This is a genomic window from Testudinibacter crocodili (genome assembly GCF_006228025.1).
Lineage (GTDB): Bacteria > Pseudomonadota > Gammaproteobacteria > Enterobacterales > Pasteurellaceae > Chelonobacter.
Window position 1 is genome coordinate 1 of record NZ_VDHF01000064.1, and the last position, 21,771, is coordinate 21,771.

The window sequence follows — 21,771 nt, forward strand, 5'->3', positions numbered from 1 at the left end:
CATTTTGTCTACTATACCTTTTGTGCGATTGCAATCAACGGTTAGCAATCCATTTTTTCAACGCTGTCACACTACTACGCCACTCTTCTTGTATCACCTCAATCCAAACGGCAATCTGTTCTTCCCATTGTGGCGAATCCTGATGCTGTGCCAACTCGGCGATGTCACGAATGCGGTTCAATCCCAATGAAGCAGCAGCGCCTTTGATTTTATGGGCATCTTCCGCAACTGCTGTTTTCAAAGTGCGGTCTTGCTGATAAGCTTGGTAGTGCTGGGTCAGTTCCTCGATATAACCGGGCATCAATTGTTCAAACAATACCGCACTTTTCATCATATTCTCTTTTCCCATCAGCTCGATCAACTCTTCCAACATGGGATAGTCAAACGCCATCACCGCACTTTGCTGTTGCACCTTAACCTCGACTGGCAACGCCTCTTCAATATCCTCCTCAATACCGACAGACTCCAGCGATTGCTCCTCGCCAAACAGCTGTTTTAGTGTTAAATTCAGCGCTTCCAGCGATAGCGGTTTTGATAATACATCGTCCATTCCTTGCTGCAAATAGTGACGCTTGTTATTCAGCACATTCGCCGTCAGCGCCACCAGGGGCGGTAGATAATCAATTTCATCATTTTCGTACTGCTGACGCAGTGTCATCGCAATATCAAAACCGGACATATCCGGCAATTGGATGTCTAGTAATAATAAATCATATTGATTTTGATAAAACTTTTTCAGCGCTTCTGATCCCGTCATCGCAATATCAACATGATAGCCCAATTTTTCCAGAATTGATTTGGCGACGATGATATTCACTTCAATATCTTCTACTAATAAAATATTCAACGCACCGATGCTCGGCGCCATGCTGATATCCACTGCTTTTTCAATTTCCGGTGCGGCAATGTCGAGCGTAAATGTTGTGCCAATATTCTCCTCACTTTCGACCGATAAATTACCGTGCATCAATGAGGCAATTTTTTTGGAGACCGACAAACCAATGCCGCTACCTAGCGCCCGCATATTATCTTTCGATTTCACCTGATAATACATCGTGAAAATATTATTCAATTCGGCTTGCGGAATGCCGATGCCACTGTCACTGATTTGAAACACCAGCCGATCCTGCCCAGACTTTGCCACCGTCAATCTGACCCAACCTTTGGGGGTAAATTTGACCGCATTACTGATCAAATTCCACAACACTTGATTCAATCGAATCGGGTCAACCTGAATCCAATCCGGTAACCTATTTTTTAGCAACATCTCAAATTTAAGGTTTTTTTGTGCTGCCATCACCGAGGCAATATTATTAATATCATTCAATAAGTTATTAAAATCACAAGCTTTATTAAACAGTTCTATGCGGTGGGTTTCAATTTTTTCTAAATCAACCAAATCATTAAAAATATGCCCCAGCGATACCGCACTGACTTTAATTGTTTGCAGATAATTGCGTTGTTGTTCATCCAAATTGCCATCTAAGAGAATCCGACTCAAACCGATGATGCCATTAAGTGGAGTTTTCAGTTCATGGCTGATGGTCGTCATCATATTGGTTTTATCGCGACTGCTTTTTTCGATCATCTCTTGATAACTCGTGCGCTCGGTAATATCGCGCCCAAAACCGATGATAATATTTTGCTTACTGACTTTATCGTAATACGGGACTTTCAAAATTTCAAAGCAGGCGGCTTGTCCATCCGGATAATATAACCATTGTTCATAGCTTAGCCCTTTTTTTTCTTTGCTCACCTGTATATCGGACTCAATCGCTTTTTTAGCTGAGTACTCAGTATATACATCAAAAGGCGTTAATAACTTCAGCTCTTCTGATTTTTTACCGGTTAATTTCTCCATCGCTTTATTGGCACCAAGAAAACGGTGATCTTCGCCACGATAGAACACTAGATCTGGTGACGCATCAAAAAATGAACGTAACAAATGCGCACTTTGTTCCAATTCCAGTTGAATCCGCCGCCGTTCTCGTACTTCTTGCTCAAGATGTAACAGCGCCGAAGTCAGCTCCTGTTCTGCTTTTGCTCTTTCATCAATTTCACGGCTCAGCAACAAGTTTTTTTTATTCATTTCTTGATTAAGTTGGTAATCTTGCATACGCAATGTTTTCAACTGTGCTAATGTTTTTTCCGAGCCTTGCCGAGCTAACTCCAGTTTTTCTATCACCACCGAGAAAAAATAAATCACAAACGGCGCCGAGCATAAGCCAAAGATCACCGAACGCCAGATGTCGCTCCACTTTAAATCACCAGTAAACAACAGGGTGCTGCCCGCCTGAATAATCAGGGCATATATTCCCAAGATCAATAATCCCAGCAGAGAAAACCGAATTTTTCCAATGCGGATAATCCAATCAATATAATTCTGTAGGTAGGTTTTAACGTTCTTCATGATGTTTGGTTAAGTTTTTCCTCAACAATATTGTGAAGTGATATCAAGATAAAATAAATCCCTTAAATAAGGGATTACAGGTTGCTGACAAAATATTTGATGAAGCAAAGTAAATGACCCGTGCTAGGTTAATTAGCTCACTGGGTTAATAACGTCAACGCTTCTTGATATTTATCCACCGTTTTTTGAATAATCTCGGCCGGTACTTTCGGTGCTGGAGCTTGTTTGTTCCAGCCACTTTGCTCCAACCAATCACGAATAAATTGTTTATCAAATGACGGCGGATTAGTGCCTTCTTGATAGTTTTCTACCGCCCAAAAGCGACTGGAATCCGGCGTCAACACTTCATCCATCAAGGTCAAAACCCCCTCTTTATCCAAGCCAAATTCAAATTTGGTATCACAAATAATAATGCCTTTACTCAGCGCATATTCTGCCGCTTGTTGATATAGCGCAATCGCTTTTTGTTTTACTTCTGCCGCCAAATCCACACCGATAAGTTGTTCGCACGCTTGATAACTGATATTGATATCGTGATCGCCCACCTCCGCTTTGCTTGATGGGGTGAAAATCGGTTGTGGTAACTTGCTGGCTTCCTGCAATCCCGGCGGTAATACCAAGCCACAAATTGTGCCGGTTCGACGGTAATCTTTTAAGCCGCTACCGGTTAAATAGCCACGCACGATCGACTCAATTTTGATTGGGGTCAACCGTTTACAAACCACTGCGCGATCTTTAATTAAATCAGCTTCCGCTTTTGGTAACACATCATAAACCGTTTCTCCGGTAAAATGATTCGGCATAATATTTGCCAACTGTTTAAACCAAAAGTTAGAAATTTGTGTCAGAATTTCCCCTTTGCCAGGGATCGGATCGTCTAGAATGACATCAAACGCCGATAAACGATCGGTCGCCACCATCAACATTCTATCGTTATCAATTGCATAAAGATCACGCACTTTGCCTGAATAAATTTTATTTAAACTGATTTGTTGCATTGCCTTGTCCCGTTTAAGTTAACACCCGAATAGAATAGCCGTTTTATTGTAACGCACTTTAAACCGCACTTTGCACTTTTTAACCCGTCAATATAAAAAAAGCCATATTTCCTAAAAATATGGCTTTTAAAACATCATTAAGGCTTAAATCATAATTTGAGCAGGAACCAAATACCCTTGCGGCACTTTTGCTTCCTGTTCAAAGGTGACAAATTCCCATGCGGTTTGGTCAGCCAACACCGCTCTCAGCAATTTATTGTTTAGCCCGTGCCCCGATTTATAGGCTTTGAAAGCACCGATAATATTATGGCTCGCCATATACAGATCGCCAATCGCATCCAGCAATTTATGCCGAACTAATTCATCTTTAAAGCGCAAACCATCTTCGTTTAAAATCCGGTAATCGTCTAACACGATAGCATTATCTAGGCTACCACCTAGCGCCAAGCCTTGTGATTGCAGATATTCAATATCTTTCATAAAACCAAACGTCCTCGCCCGGCTGATTTGCTGGATAAACGCTTGAGTCGAAAAATCTAATTTATAGTTGGTGACATTACTATCGATTGCCGGATGTTTAAAATCAATAGTGAAATCCAAATGAAAACCGTGATAAGGCTTAAATTCAGCCCATTTATCGCCATCTTCAACCCGCACCGATTTTTTGATACGGATAAATTTCTTGGCTGCGGCCTGCTCTTCAATACCGGCATCCAGTAACAAATAAATAAACGGTGCCGCACTACCATCCATAATCGGGATTTCCGGCGCATCAACTTCGATAATAATATTATCAATCCCCAATGCAGCCAGTGCCGAATTGATATGCTCAACGGTTGAAACCCGAACACCATCATCGTTCACCAAACAAGTACACAACATCGTGTCGCGAATCGCATCGGCTTTTGCAACAAAGCTGACCGGTGGATTCAAATCGGTACGACAATAGATCACCCCGGTATTTACTTCCGCTGGACGCATGGTCAACGTCACCTTTTTACCGCTGTGCAAGCCGATACCGGTGACTTTGACACTTTGTTTTAATGTTCTTTGTTTAATCATAAACTCTCTTTAGTACCCCTATCCGGATACAACAAACCGCACTTTTACATTTCTTAAAAGCTAGTCGGCTTGATTACGCAAAAACGATGGAATATCAAATAAATTATTCTCATCAAACTCTTTTGGTTTAGCTGTTTCTGCACCTACGGCGGTTTTGCTGCCGTAACTACTGCCATACCCTTGATTAGACTGTGATTGTGGATTTAAGTTCGACTGTGAAGTCGCAAAACCAGATTGAACCGGATTTACACCTTGCGAACCGCTATTATTCGCTTTTGGTGTAATCACTCTCAATTCATTCTCTTCTTTATTGCCAATACCCGTTGCCACAATCGTCACACGAATCTCTTCGCTCATTTCCGGCACCAAGCTGGTACCAATAACCACGGTTGCCTCTTCTGAAGCAAAAGCACGAATGGTGTCACCGACAGTTTGGAACTCTTCTAAACCTAAATCCATACCAGCAGTAATGTTCACCAACACACCACGGGCGCCAGACAGATCGATATCTTCCAACAATGGACTTGCAACAGCATCTTGTGCAGCTTTATCTGCACGACCATCACCAACCTCACCGCTTGCAATACCGGTACCCATCATTGCATGCCCCATCTCTTGCATCACGGTACGCACATCGGCAAAGTCAACGTTGATTAAGCCCGGAGAAGTAATCATATCAGAGATTCCGCGTACGGCATTGCGCAAAATTTCGTTGGCGGTGGCAAAAGCATTAACCAGGGAGATATTTTTGCCCAGCACCTTCAACAATTTTTCATTTGGGATAACAATTAAAGAGTCAACAAATTTGGATAACTCACGAATACCGATTTCTGCCAGCTGCATCCGTTTTTTACCTTCAAAACCAAACGGTTTAGTCACCACAGCAACGGTTAAAATGCCTAATTCTTTGGCAATCTGTGCCACAACAGGCGCCGCACCGGTGCCTGTACCGCCGCCCATTCCGGCGGCGATGAATACCATGTCTGCCCCTTCCAAAATATTGCGGATCGCATCTTTATCATCTTCTGCCGCTTGGCGGCCAACATTCGGATTGGCACCTGCGCCCAAACCTTTCGTGGTATTGCCACCAATCTGTACGGTTTGTTTCACCAAGCTCTTACGCAATGCCTGAGCATCGGTATTGATTGAGAAAAATTCAACCCCGTGAATCTCTTCCTGCACCATTTGATTAACTGCGTTACCGCCGCCGCCGCCAACACCGACGACTTTAATTACCGCATCGGTAATGTCGTCAAACTCGATAGGCTCAAACATATATTCTCCCCGTTATGTTTGTTTTATTTTGCAAAATGATAATGATAGCTGCTATTCTATTCGATAACCGCTGATTATCAAAACTGATTTTTTATCATTGTAAAAAATTTAACGATATAATCCTTGGTTCTTGATAACAAGCCCAACGAGCTGCCACCACTATCCCGTTGCCGCACTTCATCTGCATTATTATAATTATGATGAAGCAGCCCCAAAACAGTTGCATATTGTGGCTTGCTGACATAATCGGTTAACCCCGCCAAATTGAGTGGTGTCCCGACCCGCACTTGCGGACCAAAAATCTCTGCTGCACATTCAGCAATGTCTTCAATCTGCGAACCACCACCGGTTAGAACAATCCCAGCAATCAAATCCGATTTAATCTGTTTATCATCCAGCTCACGTTTTAATATCAAGAGTTCTTTTTCCACGAATTTTAGTAGTTCCTGATAACGAGCTGAGGTCACGACTGACAGCATCTCTTTTGCCAGACTACGTGGTGCGCGCCCACCTACACTCGGCACTTCAATTTTCTTATCAGGGTTATTCTGTGGCGGTGTGATCGCACTGCCATAGGCAACTTTAATTTTTTCCGCTTCCATTCTGGAAGTGCTGAACGCATAGGCGACATCATCAGTGACACGATTTCCGGCATAAGGAATCACCTTACTAAACCGTAACGAACCGTTGGTATAGACAATGATATCAATCGTACCACCACCAATATCAATCAAACAAACACCTAGTTCCTTCTCATCTTCGGTTAACACCGAATAACTGGAAGCTAAACCGGAAAACACCACCTCATCCACTTTCAAACCGGCACGGGCAACCGCTTTTTTTAAATTGTTCAACCAGCTTTGATGGCAAGCAATCAAGTGCGCCTGCGCCTGCAAACGGACGCCTTGCAGTCCTAACGGGTTTTTGATATTCAACTGCTTATCCACAGCAAACTCTTGTGGAATAACATGTAAAATGCTTAATCCTTCGCCCATTTTGACCGATTGAGCGATATTCATTGCCCCTTCAATCTCCTCCGGCGTCACTTCACCACTGGCGATCGGCACTAAACCGCTTTCATTCAAACTTTGAATATGTTCGCCAGTAATCGCCAACGATACACTGACTATTTGGCAATCGGCAATCGATTCCGCACCTTCGATCGCCCGTTGGATAGAGTTCACTACCGCATCCAAATCGGTAATACTGCCGCGATCAATCCCTTTCGATGGGCTACTGCCGACACCGAGCACATTGACTACGCCGTCCGGCAACACCTCTCCGACCACCGCCACGACTTTGGAAGTACCTACTTCCAAACCAACTTTTATTTTCGACTCAACAATCTTTGCCATATTCGTGTACTTCTTTGCCAATTAATTAATCTTCATCAGTTTCCGTCTGAACCGGAAGCGCTTTAAACCCAACGGCAGCACCGCTGTTATATCGTAGGTCAACATAGTCGATTTGTTGATTATCCGGCACTTCTATCTGTGGGTAAATCGTTGCAAACCGCTCAATTTTCTGCTTCCATTCGCCACGCCCAAGCTTTAATTCGATACCGTTGCTTAAGCTGACTTGCCAAGCACCACGGCTGTCGATCTGCATCGTCTGCAAGGTCATATTTTTGACTTTCAGCGCATTGCTGATCTGATACCAAGCCGACAGAACCTCGCGGCTTTGGAAATCATTACCCTGCAAATTCGGCAGCTGCAAGCCTTCACGTTTCTCTGGCGGCAAGCTGAAAATCGTGCCATCGGCTGCCAATAATTGCCGTTCATTCCAAAAAGCGACCGGACTGTATTCCGCCACCGCAATACTCAATTTATTCGGCCAAATCTTGCGTACCAACGCCCCTTTGACCCAAGGCATCAGTTCGATTTGCTGTTGAATCGACTCCACATCTTGTGAAAAATAGCCTTGCAACTCGCCAAATTGAAGCAAACTGTCACGAATATCATTATAGCTGGTGTATTTCGGCTGCCCGATAACCGCAAATGAATTCAACGGTTGTTGATCCAAATAAAGTAAAAAATTCTGCCAATGGCTGTAGCAATAATAACCAAATCCTAAGCATAATATCACAAATAGTGATTTCAACGGCACAAAAAACTTAAAACCGCTCTGTTCTGCCGTTGCTGGATGGATACGATTAGGTTTTACCGCCATGCCTATACACTCAATTCTAAAATTTTAACCACCAGTTGTTCAAAGTCATAGCCTCTGGCTTTTGCTGCCATTGGGAACAAACTATGGCTGGTCATGCCCGGTGCAGTGTTGATTTCAACCAAATTAAAGCGTCCTTCACTGTCGGTCATCACATCAACACGGCTCCAACCTCGACAACCGGTACTCTCATAAGCCTGCTTAACCAACTGTTTTAACTCTTGTTCACGGGCTTCACTCAATCCAGACGGACAAAAATATTGGGTGTCATCAGAAATATATTTTGCATCATAATCATAGAATTCTCCTTTCGGCACAATCCTAATCGACGGCAACACTTCTCCGTCTAACACCGGAACAGAATACTCATCACCGGCGAGCCAAGCTTCAACCAACACGGTCTCATCATACTGAAATGCCAACTCAACCGCACTTTGCAATGCTTCAAGCTGTTTGACTTTGGTCAGACCGACACTGGAGCCTTCTAAAGAGGGCTTAACCATCAGCGGTAAGCCTAGTTTTTTCACAATTGTTATCGCATCAAATGCAGCAAAATTCGCTTTATTGACCACTTCCATCTCGGCAACCGGCAAGCCAAATCCTTTCCATAACATTTTGGTGCGCATTTTGTCCATGGTTAACGAAGATGCCAACACACCGCAACCGGTATACGGGATCCCTAAAAACTCCAATACGCCCTGCACCGTACCGTCTTCACCACCACGTCCGTGCAAAATATTGAACACCCGCTCAAAACCCTGCACCTTCAGCTGCTCCAAACCGACCTGTTGTGGATCCACACCATGCACATCAAAACCCTGATTTTTTAACGCCTGCAATACTGCCCGCCCAGAATTTAACGACACTTCACGCTCTGCCGACGTACCGCCGTACAAAACGGCAATTTTTTGTTGTTTTAACGGTTTCATTTTGTGCTCTACCTACTGTTATTTCTTATTATTATTCCATAAATCAACCAGATTGCGTGATAATTTACTCACGCTACCCGCCCCTTGCGCCAACACCAAATCACCGTTTTGCAACACTTGATCCATAATTTCCGGTAATTTTTCCACATCGGACAATAAAATCGGATCGACTTTGCCCAAATTACGAATCGAACGGCACAGGGCACGGCTATCGGCACCGGCAATCGGTTCCTCGCCGGCGGCGTACACTTCCAGCATAATCAATGCATCGACTTTCGACAGCACTTGTACGAAATCATCGAATAAATCACGGGTGCGTGAATAACGGTGCGGTTGGAACACCATCACCACGCGTTTATCCTGCCAACCGGAACGTGCTGCTTCAATGGTCACATCCACTTCCGTCGGGTGATGCCCATAATCATCCACCAACATCACCTTGCCGTATGGTCGTTCAAATACGCCGAGCTGATCAAAACGTCGTCCTGCACCTTGAAAATCAGCAAGTGCGGTCAAAATAGCTTCATCGCCTATTCCCTCTTCCTTCGCCACCGCCAATGCTGCGGTTGCATTCAAGGCATTGTGTTTTCCCGGTACATTTAACACTACTGAAATGCGTTTGCCGGACGGATAAACCACATCGTACAGCCCCTGAAAAGCTGTTTGGCAATAATTTTCGATCCGATAGTCCGCCTGCTTGCTGAAACCATAGGTAATCACTTGCCGCCCGACACTGGGAATAATCTCTTCCAGTTCTTTATCATCAGCACACATCACCGCCAAACCGTAAAACGGCAAATTGTGTAGAAAATCAATGTAGGTCTGCTTCATTTTAGCAAAACTACCTTGATAGGTTTCCATATGATCCGGTTCAATATTCGTCACCACCGACACCATTGGCTGCAAATGCAAAAACGAGGCATCACTTTCGTCTGCTTCGGCGATCAGATAACGACTCAAGCCTAAATGCGCATTGGTACCAGCCGATTTCACCAAGCCGCCGTTGACAAAAGTCGGATCCAGCCCGGCTTGGGCATAAATCATAGCGATCATGGCGGTTGTGGTGGTTTTTCCATGTGTACCGGCAACGGCGATACCGTGGCGGAAACGCATGATTTCCGCCAGCATTTGTGCCCGTTGGATCACCGGAATCCGCGCTTCGCGTGCGGCAACCACTTCCGGATTATCAGCTTTAATCGCACTGGAGACTACCACCACGCTTGCCTCTTTAACATTTTTGGCTTCGTGTTTGAAAAATATCTTCGCGCCTAAATTGGTTAAACGTTGGGTTACTGCGCCGTCGGCAATATCCGAACCGGTCACCAGATAGCCTTCGTTGACCAACACTTCGGCAATTCCGCCCATGCCTGCACCACCGATGCCGACAAAATGGATCTGTTTGACCCGCCGCATGCCCGGTACAAAATCCCGCAGGCGTTTTTGAAAATCATGTTGTTCCATTATTCTTCTCTTTCTACTGTTCTTACTATTCTTACTGTTATTCTTGCTGTTTTGTCTTTTTATAGCGTTATCATTTAGCCACGCTGACAATCACCTCGGCAACCCGATCCGCAGCAAGCGGTTTAGCCATAGTTTTTGCCATTTCCGCCATTTCTGCCAATTTTTTTCGATCCCATTGCTGCAAAAGTGCGGTTATCCGTTCCGCATTCAATTCATTTTGCGGCACAATTGTTGCGGCACCCACATCAGCAAGATAACAAGCATTCAAATATTGCTGTTGATCTTTATGTTGAAACGGCACAAAAATCGCCGCACTACCGACCGCAGCAATTTCGGATACTGTCAAGGCGCCGGAGCGGCAGATAATCAAATCTGCCCAAGCATAAGCTTGCGCCATATCATCAATAAATTCAGTTACTTGCACATTGGCGTCGTCAGGGTAACGCGCTTGAATACTGTCCACATTGCCCTGCCCGACTTGATGACGAATCTCCAACGGTTGCTGGCTCTGTTTCGCCACCTCTGGCATCAACAAATTCAGCACTCTCGCACCTTGACTGCCGCCAACCACCAGCACTTTCAACGCGCCTTGACGTGCTGCATACCGCACTTTGGGTTCCGACTGTTCAAACAACACCTGTCGCACCGGATTGCCGACTGCTTCCGCTTTGGCAAATGCATTCGGGAACGCCTGCAAGACTTTAGTGGCAATTTTTGCTAACCATTTGTTGGTCAAACCAGCAACGGCATTTTGTTCATGTAGCACAATCGGTACGCCGCACAGTTTGGCAGCAATACCCCCAGGCCCTGAAACATAACCGCCCATGCCCAAAACCGCATGCGGTTGATATTGTTTGATAATTTTACGCGCCTGCCACACCGCACGCGTAATCGCAAACGGTGCTACCAGCAATGCCTTCAATCCTTTGCCACGCAAACCTGAAATTTGAATAAATTCAATCGGAATGCCGTGTTTCGGTACTAACGTGGCTTCCATGCGATCTTGAGTACCCAGCCAGCAAATCTGCCAGCCTTGTTGCTGTAATTTTTGCACCACCGCAATCGCCGGAAAAACATGTCCGCCGGTGCCGCCCGCCATCACCAATAACCGTTTCTGTTCTGTCATTTAGTCATCCCTTAAGTGAGCATGGCCTCGCATCAGGCGATTTTCATAATCGATACGCAACAAAATCGCCACCACCAGCGCATTAATAATCAAACTTGATCCGCCGTAACTGACAAACGGAAATGTGAAGCCTTTAGTTGGCAAAATCCCCATCGTCATACCCAAATTAAATGCACCTTGGAAGAAAAACCACGCGACGACGCCAAACGCAAAATAACCGCCGAAACGTTGTTCCAACAACAACGACTCCTTACCAATTTTCAGAATTCGAATCAGCAATAAAGTAAACAGCACTACCACGCAGATAATCCCGACCAATCCAAATTCTTCCCCGACAATCGCCATAATGAAGTCAGTGTGTGCTTCCGGTAAATACTCCAATTTTTGAATCGAATTACCTAATCCGGTGCCCCAGAATTCGCCACGTCCGAAAGCGATCAACGAGTTACTCAATTGAAAGCCGGAGCCGAAAGGGTCAGCAAACGGATCGGTATAGGAGGTTAAACGCTTTAAACGGTATTCAGAGGTTAAAATCAACAAATAAATGGCAAAAAAGCCTGCCACTGCCAACACGATAAATTGATAGATTTTGGCGCCAACCATAAACAGCATCGCAAAAACAATAAATGCTAACACCACGCTACTACCCAAATCCGGCTGTAATAGTAGGAAAACCGATAACAACATTAAAACCAAGGTCGGCTTGACAACACTGAGATGTTTCACTCGCACCTCTTCATAGCGCCGCACAAAGTAACTAGATAGGTAGCAAATCAAGGCAAACTTCACAAACTCTGCTGGCTGAAAATTAAATAGCACCAATGGAATCCAGCGTCGAGCACCATTAACCGTGCGCCCGATACCAGGAATCAATACCAAAATCAGCAACAATAATGCAAGCATTAGCAGATATGGACTCCACTTCTGCCATTTTTCCACCGGCACAAAAATAAAAATATAAGCGGTCAAGCACGCTAGCACTACATACATCAAATCCCGGATTGCGAAGTGGAACGGGTCATCATACAAGCGGTTGCCTTCAGCAACCGAGGCTGAGGTGATGATGATGAAACCCAACGTCATCAACGACAAAAACAGCCAAAATAGCGTGCGATCATACAGCAAGTTGTTTGGCGTAATGCGAAACCAACGATCCGTAGCAGATTTGAACATACCCCAAATCGACATCCTACGCCTCCGCTAGCCGCGCAAATTCATTGCCACGTTGTTCAAAATTGGCGAACTGATCCAAACTGGCACACGCCGGCGACAACAACACCATATCACCATTTTTCAAGTGCGGTTTCAGTGCGGCAACCGCACTTTGCATGCTGTCAAACAACTGACTTTGTGCCGAAAGTTGCGCCAATTGCGCACCGTCACGCCCGAAGCAGCACAGCTGGATATTCGGTTTATTCACCGCCAGCGCTAATTCAGAAAAATCAGCGCCCTTGCCGTCCCCACCCAACAAAAGATATAACGTACCAGCGACCTGCAAACCTTGCAGCGCCGCTAACGTACTGCCCACATTGGTCGCTTTGGAATCGTTAATCCAAGTCACACCACCTTGACGCTGCACCAACTGGAAACGGTGTGCTAAACCTTGAAATTCACGCAATGCCCGACACGCCGAAGTGCGGTCAATGCCTAGTGCATCACACAGCGCCAGCGCCGCCAACGCATTCATATAGTTGTGACGTCCGACCAACTGCATTTCGTCTGTCGCCAAAATCGCTTGGTTCTTAAACGCAAGCAAAGTGCGGTTATCTTGCTCCAACAGGTGATAATCCGCTTCAGTGCCAAAGCTGAGTTGCGTGACCGCACTTTGAGGCGCTGGATAACTCAAGGCATCGTCGCTGTTCACCACGGCGGTTTCCGCACCGGTATAAATTCTCAATTTGGCTTGGCGGTAGGCTGCTAAATCCGCATAACGATCCATATGATCTTCGGTGACATTTAACACCGTTGCGACTTTGGCTTTGAGGGAATACGTGGTTTCCAGCTGAAAACTGGAGAGTTCCAACACATATAAATCGCAATCCTGCTCGAGCAGCGATAAGGCAGGAATCCCAATATTGCCGCCCATCCCGACTTTCAGGCCGGCTGCTTTTGCCATTTCATTGACCAGCGAGGTGACGGTGCTTTTGCCGTTTGAACCGGTGATGGCAATAATAGGTTTGTCGGTTTCACGGCAAAACAGTTCAATATCGCCAACGACCTCTATCCCTGCCTGAACCGCACTTTGCACTTCAGGCGTTGCCAATGCCAAGCCCGGACTAATCACAATCAGATCCGACTCCAACAACCATTGCTGCGGAATGCTGCCGAAATGACTTTGCGTGACAAAGTGGGGTAGCGTTTGCGGTTTGTTACGAGTGTCGATCACGCGCAATTCCACCTGTTTATCCGCAAAAAAATCAATACAGGACAGACCGCTCTTGCCTAGCCCTAAAATCGTGACTTTTTTACCGTTATAATCGGTGGAATGACTGCTCATCGTATTTTGCCCCAAAATAAAAAATGAAAAATGAAAAATGAAAAATTAACGCAGTTTCAGCGTAATTAAACCGAGTAATACCAAGACTAACGAAATAATCCAGAAACGGATAATTACTCGCGGTTCTGGCCAGCCTTTTAATTCAAAATGGTGGTGAATCGGCGCCATACGGAAAATGCGCTGTTTGCGGATTTTATAAGAACCGACTTGTAGTATCACCGAAACGGTTTCCATCACAAACACGCCGCCCATAATCAACAGCAAAAACTCTTGCCGTACCAACACCGCAATCACACCCAAGGCACCACCTAATGCCAGTGATCCGACATCACCCATAAACACTTGCGCCGGATAAGTGTTGAACCATAAAAAGCCCAAGCCTGCCCCCACAATCGCAGTGCAGACAATCACCAGCTCAGCACTCAATTTGATATACGGAATATGCAGATAGCCGGCAAAATTCACGTTGCCGGTTGCCCAAGCGACAAAAGCAAATGCACCGGCAACCAATACTGTCGGCATAATCGCCAGCCCATCCAAACCGTCGGTCAAATTCACTGCGTTGCTGGTGCCAACAATCACAAAATAGGCCAACACAATATAAAACAAGCCTAACTGCGGCATAATTTCTTTGAAAAACGGCACGACTAATCGGGTTGCATTGGTATCTTTGCCAATTGCGTACATGGCAAAAACCGCAATCAATGCCACCACCGACAGCCAAAAATATTTCCAGCGGGCAATCAACCCGTCACTGTTTTTGTGCACTACTTTGCGGTAATCATCGACAAAGCCAATCGCGCCATAGCCGAACAGCACGAACAGCACACACCAAACATAGCTGTTGCTCAGATCCGCCCATAACAAGGTACTGATTCCAATCGAAAACAGAATCATCACGCCCCCCATCGTCGGCGTGCCACGTTTGCTAAAATGACTTTCCGGGCCATCATGACGCACCACTTGCCCGATTTGCAGCATCTGCAAACGGCGAATCACTTTCGGTCCAATCCACAACGACAGCAAAAGTGCGGTCAACAAGGCAATAATCGATCGAAATGTTAAATACGACACCACGTTAAAAATCGAGTGGTATTGGACTAAATAATCTGCCAACCAAACTAGCATAGTTTATCCTTCAATAAATCAATGATCTCTTCCATCTTCATGCTACGAGATCCTTTTGCCAACAACACTACTTTTTTATTATTCTGCCGCTGTTGTGCAATCTGTTGCTGTAAAAATAAGATCAAATCCGCTTTATCGCTGAAATGTTTTCCCTGCGATAAACGGCTGATCACCTCACTCTGCGTACCAAAACTGACCACTAAATTCAGCCCGGCATGCTGTGTAAAATCTGCCACCTGTTGATGGCAAAGCTGACTATTTTCACCTAATTCCGCCATATCTCCAACAACAAAAATACGAAATCCGGAATAATTTTTTAACACATTCACCGCAGACTGCATTGAATCGACATTCGCATTGTACGTGTCGTCCAATAACAAAAGATCAGGATTCACCTCAATCGGAAATAGGCGACCTTTGACCGCTTGTTTTTTCTCCAGACCGCACTTGACCTGTGACAGAGTTGCGCCTGCCAACATCGAAAGTGCGGTTGCCGCCAGTGCATTGGCTACATTGTGAATGCCTAAATACGGCAGATTGACCGCCACTTCGCCTTGCGGCGTTTGCAACTGAAAATTCGCTCCTTGTTCATGTAAATCAATATTCGCGGCATAAAAATCCGCTTGCGGCTGTGACACCGAAAAGGAATAAATGCGATGTGTGCCGATTTCCGTTTGCCAATAGGTATCCAAATAATGGCAGTCGAGATTAATCACCGCACAACCGTCGTGCGCCAAACCACGATAAATTTCACCTTTCGCTTGCGCCACACCGTCCAACGAACCGAAACCTTCCAAATGTGCCGGCGCCACATTGTTCACCAACGCCACATCAGGCTGCACCAACGCGGTGGTATAGGCAATTTCACCGGCATGATTAGCGCCCAGTTCGACCACCGCAAATTGGTGTTGCGGTTGCAAACGTAGCAACGTCAACGGCACACCGATATCATTGTTAAAATTACCTTGAGTGAACAGTACTTCGCCGCAATTTGCCAGAATCGAGGCCGTCATCTCTTTGACGGTAGTTTTGCCGGAAGAGCCGGTCATCGCCACGGTTTTTGGCGCCAGCGTTGCTTTCCACCATTTTGCCAATTGCCCCAATGCTAAACGAGTATCAGGCACCACCAGTTGCGGCACCGAAAGCGTCGCATTGGCATGTTCAACCACTAACGCCGCAGCGCCTTGTTCTACTGCTTGTGTTAAGTAATTATGCGCATCAAAATTAGTGCCTTTCAGCGCGAAAAACAGCGCTTGTTCACTGGGCTTGCGGGTGTCGGTGGTAATATTTTTTACCGTCACCGAAGCGTCACCAAGACAATCCGCTGATAAAATTTCTGCCAAAGTTCTAATGTCTATATTCATTATAGCTATTCTATGTAAAGTCACGATTGCAGCAACTGCTGTACAATCTCGCGATCGGAAAAATGTAACTTGGTGGTACCGATAATTTGATAATCTTCATGGCCTTTGCCAGCAATCAAAACCACATCATCGGCGGCTGCCTGCTGCAAGCAGTATTGCAGCGCCAGTTCACGCCCATGGATTACCATCGCATTTTGCGGCTGGCGCAAACCGGCTTGAATATCCTGCAAAATCAAATACGGATCTTCGGTGCGCGGATTGTCGTCGGTCAGCACCACCACGTCGGCAAATTGCTCGGCAATGCCGCCCATCAGCGGGCGTTTGCCACGATCTCTGTCGCCACCACAACCGAATACACACCACAATCGCCCTTTGCAATGCAACCGTGCTGCTTGCAATGCTTTTTGCAACGCATCCGGCGTATGCGCATAATCCACGATTGCCATTGGTCGATTCGGCGCACTGAACATTTCCATTCGACCACAAACGCCGTTCAGCTGGTTGGCTGTCAGGCACAATTTTGCCAACGAATAACCCAACTGCAACATCGCCGCAGTCACCAACAGCAGATTGCTGACATTAAATGAACCGATCAGGCGGCTGTTGAGTTCGCCCTCGCCCCAACTGGAGCCAAACCTAATGGTGGCACCATCGTCATGATATTCAATCGCAGTTGCCTGCAAATATTGCGCTTGGGTTAAAACCGCACTTGGATCGGCACTCACCGCCACTGCGTCAGGCAGTTGTCGCAACCACTCTGCGCCGATGGCATCGTCGGCATTAATCACTCGATTTTCACAATCTAATTCATTGAACAAACGAAATTTAGCTGCCGCATACGCTTGCATAGTGTGGTGATAATCAAGATGATCACGGCTTAAATTACTGAAAAGTGCGGTTTTGAATTGTAGTGCTTCAACCCGATGTTGCACCAAGCCATGTGAGGAGACTTCCATCACTGCAAATTCAGCGCCTTGTCGCACAAAATCTGCCAGATTTTGCTGCACCTCGACAGCCGATCCCGTGGTGTTGAGCGCTTCTACCGTCTTACCGTACAGACCGTTACCAATCGTGCCCATCACAGCAGACGTTTTACCTAACAATTGCACCCATTGCGCCAACAGTTGTGCGATCGTGGTTTTGCCGTTGGTGCCGGTGACACCCACTAAGGTTAAATGGTGCGATGGATAATCATAGAATTTATCGGCGATAGCGGAAAGATGTTGTTCTAACTGATAATAATGGATAATCGGCACCTGACTTTCTAGGGTCATCGTTGCGTGCTGTTGCCGATCCTCGGTTTGCGCCAATACCGCACTTGCACCGTTGGCAATTGCCTGTGGAATAAACGCCCGTCCGTCTTGTTGGTGTCCGATTAATGCAACAAACAGATCGCCAAACCGCACTTTGCGGCTGTCCAGTTCGATCTGTTGCAGCTTCAGATCGGGGAGTCCTTGCAGAGAAAAAAGTGCTGCCAATCTTTGCATAACATCCCCTTAATTGATGTGATTGGATTGGTTAGAAACCGCTGATTGTTGTTGATCCAAGCGAATAACCCGTGCTGCCATCTCCTCACTGCTCAACGCATCCGGTTTAACATTCTGTGAGCGTAGTGTGTGTTCCATAATTTTTGAAAACACTGGCGCCGAAATCGCACCACCATAATATTTTCCAGCTTTCGGCTCGTTAATCAGCACCACCAAGGCATAACGTGGATTGCTCGCTGGCGCCACGCCAGCAGTGTAGGCAATATATTTATCCACATATTTACCGTTTTCGATTTTTTTCGCAGTACCGGTTTTGATCGCCACTCGGTAGCCTTTGACCGCAGCGGCAATGCCACCACCGCCTGGCAACGCCACCGTCTCCATCATCTCGACCACATCACGCGTGGTTTTTTCAGAGAAAACACGAGTACCCAACACCGGCGGATCCACTTTGGTGATCGACAACGGACGATACACCCCAAAACTGCCCAATGTTACATAGGCTCTAACCAGCTGCAACGGCGTCACCGTCAAACCATAGCCATAAGAGATCGTCGCTCGCTCAATGTCTGCCCAACGCTTGCGATCTTGCAACTGTCCACGCTGTTCGCCGATCAATCCCAAATTGGTTGGTTGTCCAAAACCGGCTTTAGAATAGGTTTCAATCAAGGCATTTGGCGGCATCGCCAGTGCTAAGTGGCTGACCCCGACGTTACTGGATTTTTGCAAGATACCGGCAACTGATAATTTGTCGTAGCGCGCCACATCACGAATCGTATGCCCATTGACTTTAAACGGTACGGTATTCAGCACTGAATTTTTGTTGACAATTCCACGCTGAAGTGCGGTCAGCACCACAAACGGTTTCACCGTCGAGCCCGGTTCAAAGGTATCAGTAATCGCGCGATTACGCATCAAATCGGCTTTCACATTAGTACGGTTATTCGGGTTGTATGACGGCGCATTCGCCATCGCCAACACTTCACCGGTGCGAATATCCACCAACACCGCCGTGCCAGATTCGGCTTTATTTTCTGCCACCGCTTCTTTAATTTGGCGATACACCATCGATTGCAATTGTTCATCAATACTCAAGGTAACGTTGTGCGCATCGTATTTTTTGGTATCGTCTACCGCTTCCACCATATTGCCGTAGCGATCTTTACGATAAGTACGCGAACCGTCTTGCCCGATTAATAACTTATCAAAACTTTTTTCAATTCCCTCAATCCCTTCGCCGTCAATGTTGGTGTAGCCAATCAAATGGGCAGTCTCTTCCACTTTTGGATAAAAACGGCGAAATTCAGTTTGCAGCGTAACACCTGGAATTTTCAATTCGCGCGCATAATTGGCGACACTTGGTGTCACCTGGCGCGCCAGATATAGAAAGCGGCTGTTTGGGTTTTTGCTAATTTTGTCTTTTAGGCTTTTGTTCGACACGCCCAAAGCATCGGACAGCGCCTTCCAGCGCTCTTGATCTTGCAATGATCCCTTTTCAAAAACGACTTTTGGATCAGCAACCACCGAAAACATTTGTACACTGACTGATAACCACTGTCCGTTACGATCCAAAATCATGCCACGCGAGGAGTGAATCGCCTGCGTTCTCAGCGAACGTTTGTCGGCTTCCTGGTTCATTTTGTCGGCACTGCTGATTTGAACATCGACCGCCGTCGCCACCAATGACGCCATACTGATCAAAATAACCGCAATCACCGTCCAATAACGCCAGCTGACAAAGGTATCAATCACTGCTACATTTTTAACAGCGTTTTTGGTACCACCTTTTGCCACCGTTTTACTGTTTAATTGTGCTGCTTGTCGATCGTTCTTTTTGTTAAATATCGCCATAGACCGCACCCTAATGGTTGTTTTCAATAATAATCACTTGTTGATCGCTGGTGATATACCCCATCTTCAAGCGATTTGCGATGGAAGTAATTCGCACATTGTCGTCCAGCGCCCGTTCTTCCAGCTTCAAATTAATATATTCGTTTTCCAACGCCTGCTTCGCTAAAATCAATTCACCGTTTTCTGTGTTCAGTTGACGAGTGTGGTGAATAATCCAAATGGTTGCCACAGCACTGCCGATCATCACAAACCACAGCACAATTGCAATCTTGTTGGCAGCAAATAGATCATCTAAAATCAATTTCCGTAATGGATAGCGATCTAACATCATCATTGCCCCATTCTTTCCGCGACTCGCAATACCGCACTTCTTGAACGTGGATTTTGCTGTTGTTCTTGTTCGCTCGGCATAATTGCCTTGCCGATGGTTTTTAAGGTTTGGTTGCGCTCGATTTGATCTTCACGTAACGGAAGCCCTTTCGGGACCTCCACACCCTTGCTTTGTTTGCGCATAAAGCGTTTGACCATGCGATCTTCCAGCGAATGGAAACTGATGATCGAGAGCCGTCCCTGCGGCGCCAAAACGTTTAATGCTGATTGCAACGCCCGTTCCAATTCATCTAATTCGCTGTTGATAAAAATCCGAATCGCCTGAAAACTGCGGGTCGCCGGGTGTTTGTGTTTATCTTTAAATGGCACGGCTTGACTGATCAGCTCCGCCAATTGCAAAGTGCGGTTGAGCCCTGGTTCGCCTTGCTCTGCCGCCGTTTTATTAAAATGTACGATCGCAGTAGCAATTCGTTTGGCAAACCGCTCTTCACCAAAGGTTTTTAACACCCAAGCTAAATCATCGATTGATACCTGTTGCAGCCATTCTGCCGCCGACATACCTTGCGTAGTATCCATACGCATATCCAGCGGACCATCTTTCATAAAACTGAAACCACGTTCAGCGTCGTCCAATTGGGGTGAAGAAACCCCTAAGTCGAGTAAAATGCCATCAACCTTGCCGACTAAATTCTGTTGTTGACAGATTTCTTCGATCTGTGAAAAGGTGCTGTGCACAATACTAAACCGAGAATCATCAATTGATTCCGCCTCAGCGATTGCGCGCGGATCACGATCCACTGCGATCAAACGTCCATTTTCCCCCAACTGGGATAAAATCAAACGGGAATGTCCACCACGCCCAAAAGTGCCGTCGATATATACACCATTTGGCTTAAGTGCCAGCCCGGCGACCGCTTCATGAAGCAGTACCGTAATGTGAGAACCGACTGATAACGTAATTGGTCGCATTGGGGAAAAAGTCATATTTTTCGCTAATATTTAAATAGTATTCAATTATAAAATGGGGTCGCGGTGCACTCCAGCACACCGCTTGCCCTGCTAGTGCTACTATCACTGACGGAAAGATGATTCTTTCTCTTTTACAATGACAGCGTTTTTAATACTTCCGAATCGACAAAAGCACCGCTGCTGCCGATTTCAATATCCTCTGCGATTTGAGCAAGCCAAGCTTCCTCGCTCCAGATCTCAAATTTATTCAATTGTCCAACCAACATAATGTTCTTATCCAGTTTGACATGCTCACGCAGCACAGGGCTCAGCAAAATACGTCCGTTTTTATCCAGTCCGCATTCGGCAGCATATCCCAACATCACCCGCTGCAAGCGGCGTTGTTGCGGATCAAAATTAGACAGCGCCGCCAATTTTTGTTCGATAATTTCCCATTCGTTCAGTGGATAAAGCAGTAAACAGGGCTGGCGAATATCGACGGTACACACCATCTGACCGCCATTTTGTTCAAGGATTTCAGTGCGATAGCGGGTAGGAACGGCAAGCCGCCCTTTGCTGTCTAAACTGACTGAAGTCGCACCACGAAACATAGCAATCCCATTTACTCAATTATTTTTGCTGATTATCGCCACTCTTTACCACTAAACCGAGATTTTGATCGTTTTATCCCACAAAATCCCACAATTCACCACTTTGGTCTAAGTTTATTATCTGAACA

General features: G+C 46.0%; 18 protein-coding genes. All 18 read right to left on the reverse strand.

What is annotated here, in order from left to right:
* Nucleotides 1–34: 34 nt before the first annotated feature.
* The 18 genes from arcB to mraZ all read right to left on the reverse strand — a co-directional run bounded on the left by arcB (nt 35) and on the right by mraZ (nt 21,643).
* Nucleotides 35–2,410, reverse strand: a complete 2,376-nt coding sequence (arcB, locus tag FHQ23_RS07380) for an aerobic respiration two-component sensor histidine kinase ArcB (protein WP_139613746.1) — start codon at nt 2,408–2,410, stop codon at nt 35–37.
* Nucleotides 2,411–2,547: 137 nt separating this feature from the next.
* Entirely contained in the window at nt 2,548–3,408 is an 861-nt protein-coding gene (locus FHQ23_RS07385) for a phosphoribosylaminoimidazolesuccinocarboxamide synthase (RefSeq protein WP_139613747.1), read from the reverse strand.
* Between the two features lie 144 nt (nt 3,409–3,552).
* On the reverse strand, nt 3,553–4,470 hold the full coding sequence (lpxC, locus tag FHQ23_RS07390; RefSeq protein ID WP_139613748.1) for a UDP-3-O-acyl-N-acetylglucosamine deacetylase: 918 nt from the start codon (nt 4,468–4,470) through the stop codon (nt 3,553–3,555).
* A 60-nt stretch (nt 4,471–4,530) separates the two neighbouring features.
* Nucleotides 4,531–5,745 carry a cell division protein FtsZ gene (gene ftsZ / locus FHQ23_RS07395; protein WP_139613749.1) on the reverse strand — a complete coding sequence of 405 codons (1,215 nt, stop codon included), beginning with the start codon at nt 5,743–5,745 and terminating at the stop codon, nt 4,531–4,533.
* A 77-nt stretch (nt 5,746–5,822) separates the two neighbouring features.
* On the reverse strand, nt 5,823–7,100 hold the full coding sequence (gene ftsA / locus FHQ23_RS07400) for a cell division protein FtsA (RefSeq protein WP_139613750.1): 1,278 nt from the start codon (nt 7,098–7,100) through the stop codon (nt 5,823–5,825).
* A gap of 25 nt (nt 7,101–7,125) precedes the next feature.
* Entirely contained in the window at nt 7,126–7,914 is a 789-nt protein-coding gene (locus FHQ23_RS07405) for a cell division protein FtsQ/DivIB (protein WP_139613751.1), read from the reverse strand.
* 2 nt (nt 7,915–7,916) lie between these two features.
* On the reverse strand, nt 7,917–8,840 hold the full coding sequence (locus FHQ23_RS07410; RefSeq protein WP_139613752.1) for a D-alanine--D-alanine ligase: 924 nt from the start codon (nt 8,838–8,840) through the stop codon (nt 7,917–7,919).
* Nucleotides 8,841–8,858: 18 nt separating this feature from the next.
* Nucleotides 8,859–10,301, reverse strand: coding sequence for a UDP-N-acetylmuramate--L-alanine ligase (gene murC, locus FHQ23_RS07415; RefSeq protein ID WP_139613753.1), 1,443 nt, complete (start codon nt 10,299–10,301; stop codon nt 8,859–8,861).
* A gap of 70 nt (nt 10,302–10,371) precedes the next feature.
* Entirely contained in the window at nt 10,372–11,427 is a 1,056-nt protein-coding gene (gene murG, locus FHQ23_RS07420; RefSeq protein ID WP_139613754.1) for an undecaprenyldiphospho-muramoylpentapeptide beta-N-acetylglucosaminyltransferase, read from the reverse strand.
* Nucleotides 11,428–12,615, reverse strand: coding sequence for a putative lipid II flippase FtsW (ftsW, locus tag FHQ23_RS07425; RefSeq protein ID WP_139613755.1), 1,188 nt, complete (start codon nt 12,613–12,615; stop codon nt 11,428–11,430). It abuts the gene before it with no gap.
* 1 nt (nt 12,616) lies between these two features.
* Nucleotides 12,617–13,924, reverse strand: a complete 1,308-nt coding sequence (gene murD / locus FHQ23_RS07430; protein ID WP_139613756.1) for a UDP-N-acetylmuramoyl-L-alanine--D-glutamate ligase — start codon at nt 13,922–13,924, stop codon at nt 12,617–12,619.
* A gap of 45 nt (nt 13,925–13,969) precedes the next feature.
* Nucleotides 13,970–15,052: a phospho-N-acetylmuramoyl-pentapeptide-transferase gene (gene mraY / locus FHQ23_RS07435; RefSeq protein ID WP_139613757.1), complete on the reverse strand. Its 1,083-nt coding sequence runs from the start codon at nt 15,050–15,052 to the stop codon at nt 13,970–13,972.
* Entirely contained in the window at nt 15,046–16,419 is a 1,374-nt protein-coding gene (murF, locus tag FHQ23_RS07440; protein ID WP_139613765.1) for a UDP-N-acetylmuramoyl-tripeptide--D-alanyl-D-alanine ligase, read from the reverse strand. Before murF ends, mraY begins: the two co-directional genes overlap by 7 nt.
* A 17-nt stretch (nt 16,420–16,436) precedes the next feature.
* Nucleotides 16,437–17,903, reverse strand: a complete 1,467-nt coding sequence (murE, locus tag FHQ23_RS07445; protein WP_139613758.1) for a UDP-N-acetylmuramoyl-L-alanyl-D-glutamate--2,6-diaminopimelate ligase — start codon at nt 17,901–17,903, stop codon at nt 16,437–16,439.
* 9 nt (nt 17,904–17,912) lie between these two features.
* Nucleotides 17,913–19,754: a penicillin-binding transpeptidase domain-containing protein gene (locus tag FHQ23_RS07450; RefSeq protein ID WP_139613759.1), complete on the reverse strand. Its 1,842-nt coding sequence runs from the start codon at nt 19,752–19,754 to the stop codon at nt 17,913–17,915.
* Between the two features lie 10 nt (nt 19,755–19,764).
* Nucleotides 19,765–20,088: a cell division protein FtsL gene (ftsL, locus tag FHQ23_RS07455; protein WP_442805453.1), complete on the reverse strand. Its 324-nt coding sequence runs from the start codon at nt 20,086–20,088 to the stop codon at nt 19,765–19,767.
* On the reverse strand, nt 20,085–21,053 hold the full coding sequence (gene rsmH / locus FHQ23_RS07460; RefSeq protein ID WP_139613767.1) for a 16S rRNA (cytosine(1402)-N(4))-methyltransferase RsmH: 969 nt from the start codon (nt 21,051–21,053) through the stop codon (nt 20,085–20,087). Before rsmH ends, ftsL begins: the two co-directional genes overlap by 4 nt.
* A 131-nt stretch (nt 21,054–21,184) precedes the next feature.
* The gene (mraZ, locus tag FHQ23_RS07465) at nt 21,185–21,643 is read right to left on the reverse strand and encodes a division/cell wall cluster transcriptional repressor MraZ (protein WP_139613760.1); all 459 of its coding nucleotides are present in this window, start codon (nt 21,641–21,643) and stop codon (nt 21,185–21,187) included.
* Between the last annotated feature and the right edge of the window lie 128 nt (nt 21,644–21,771).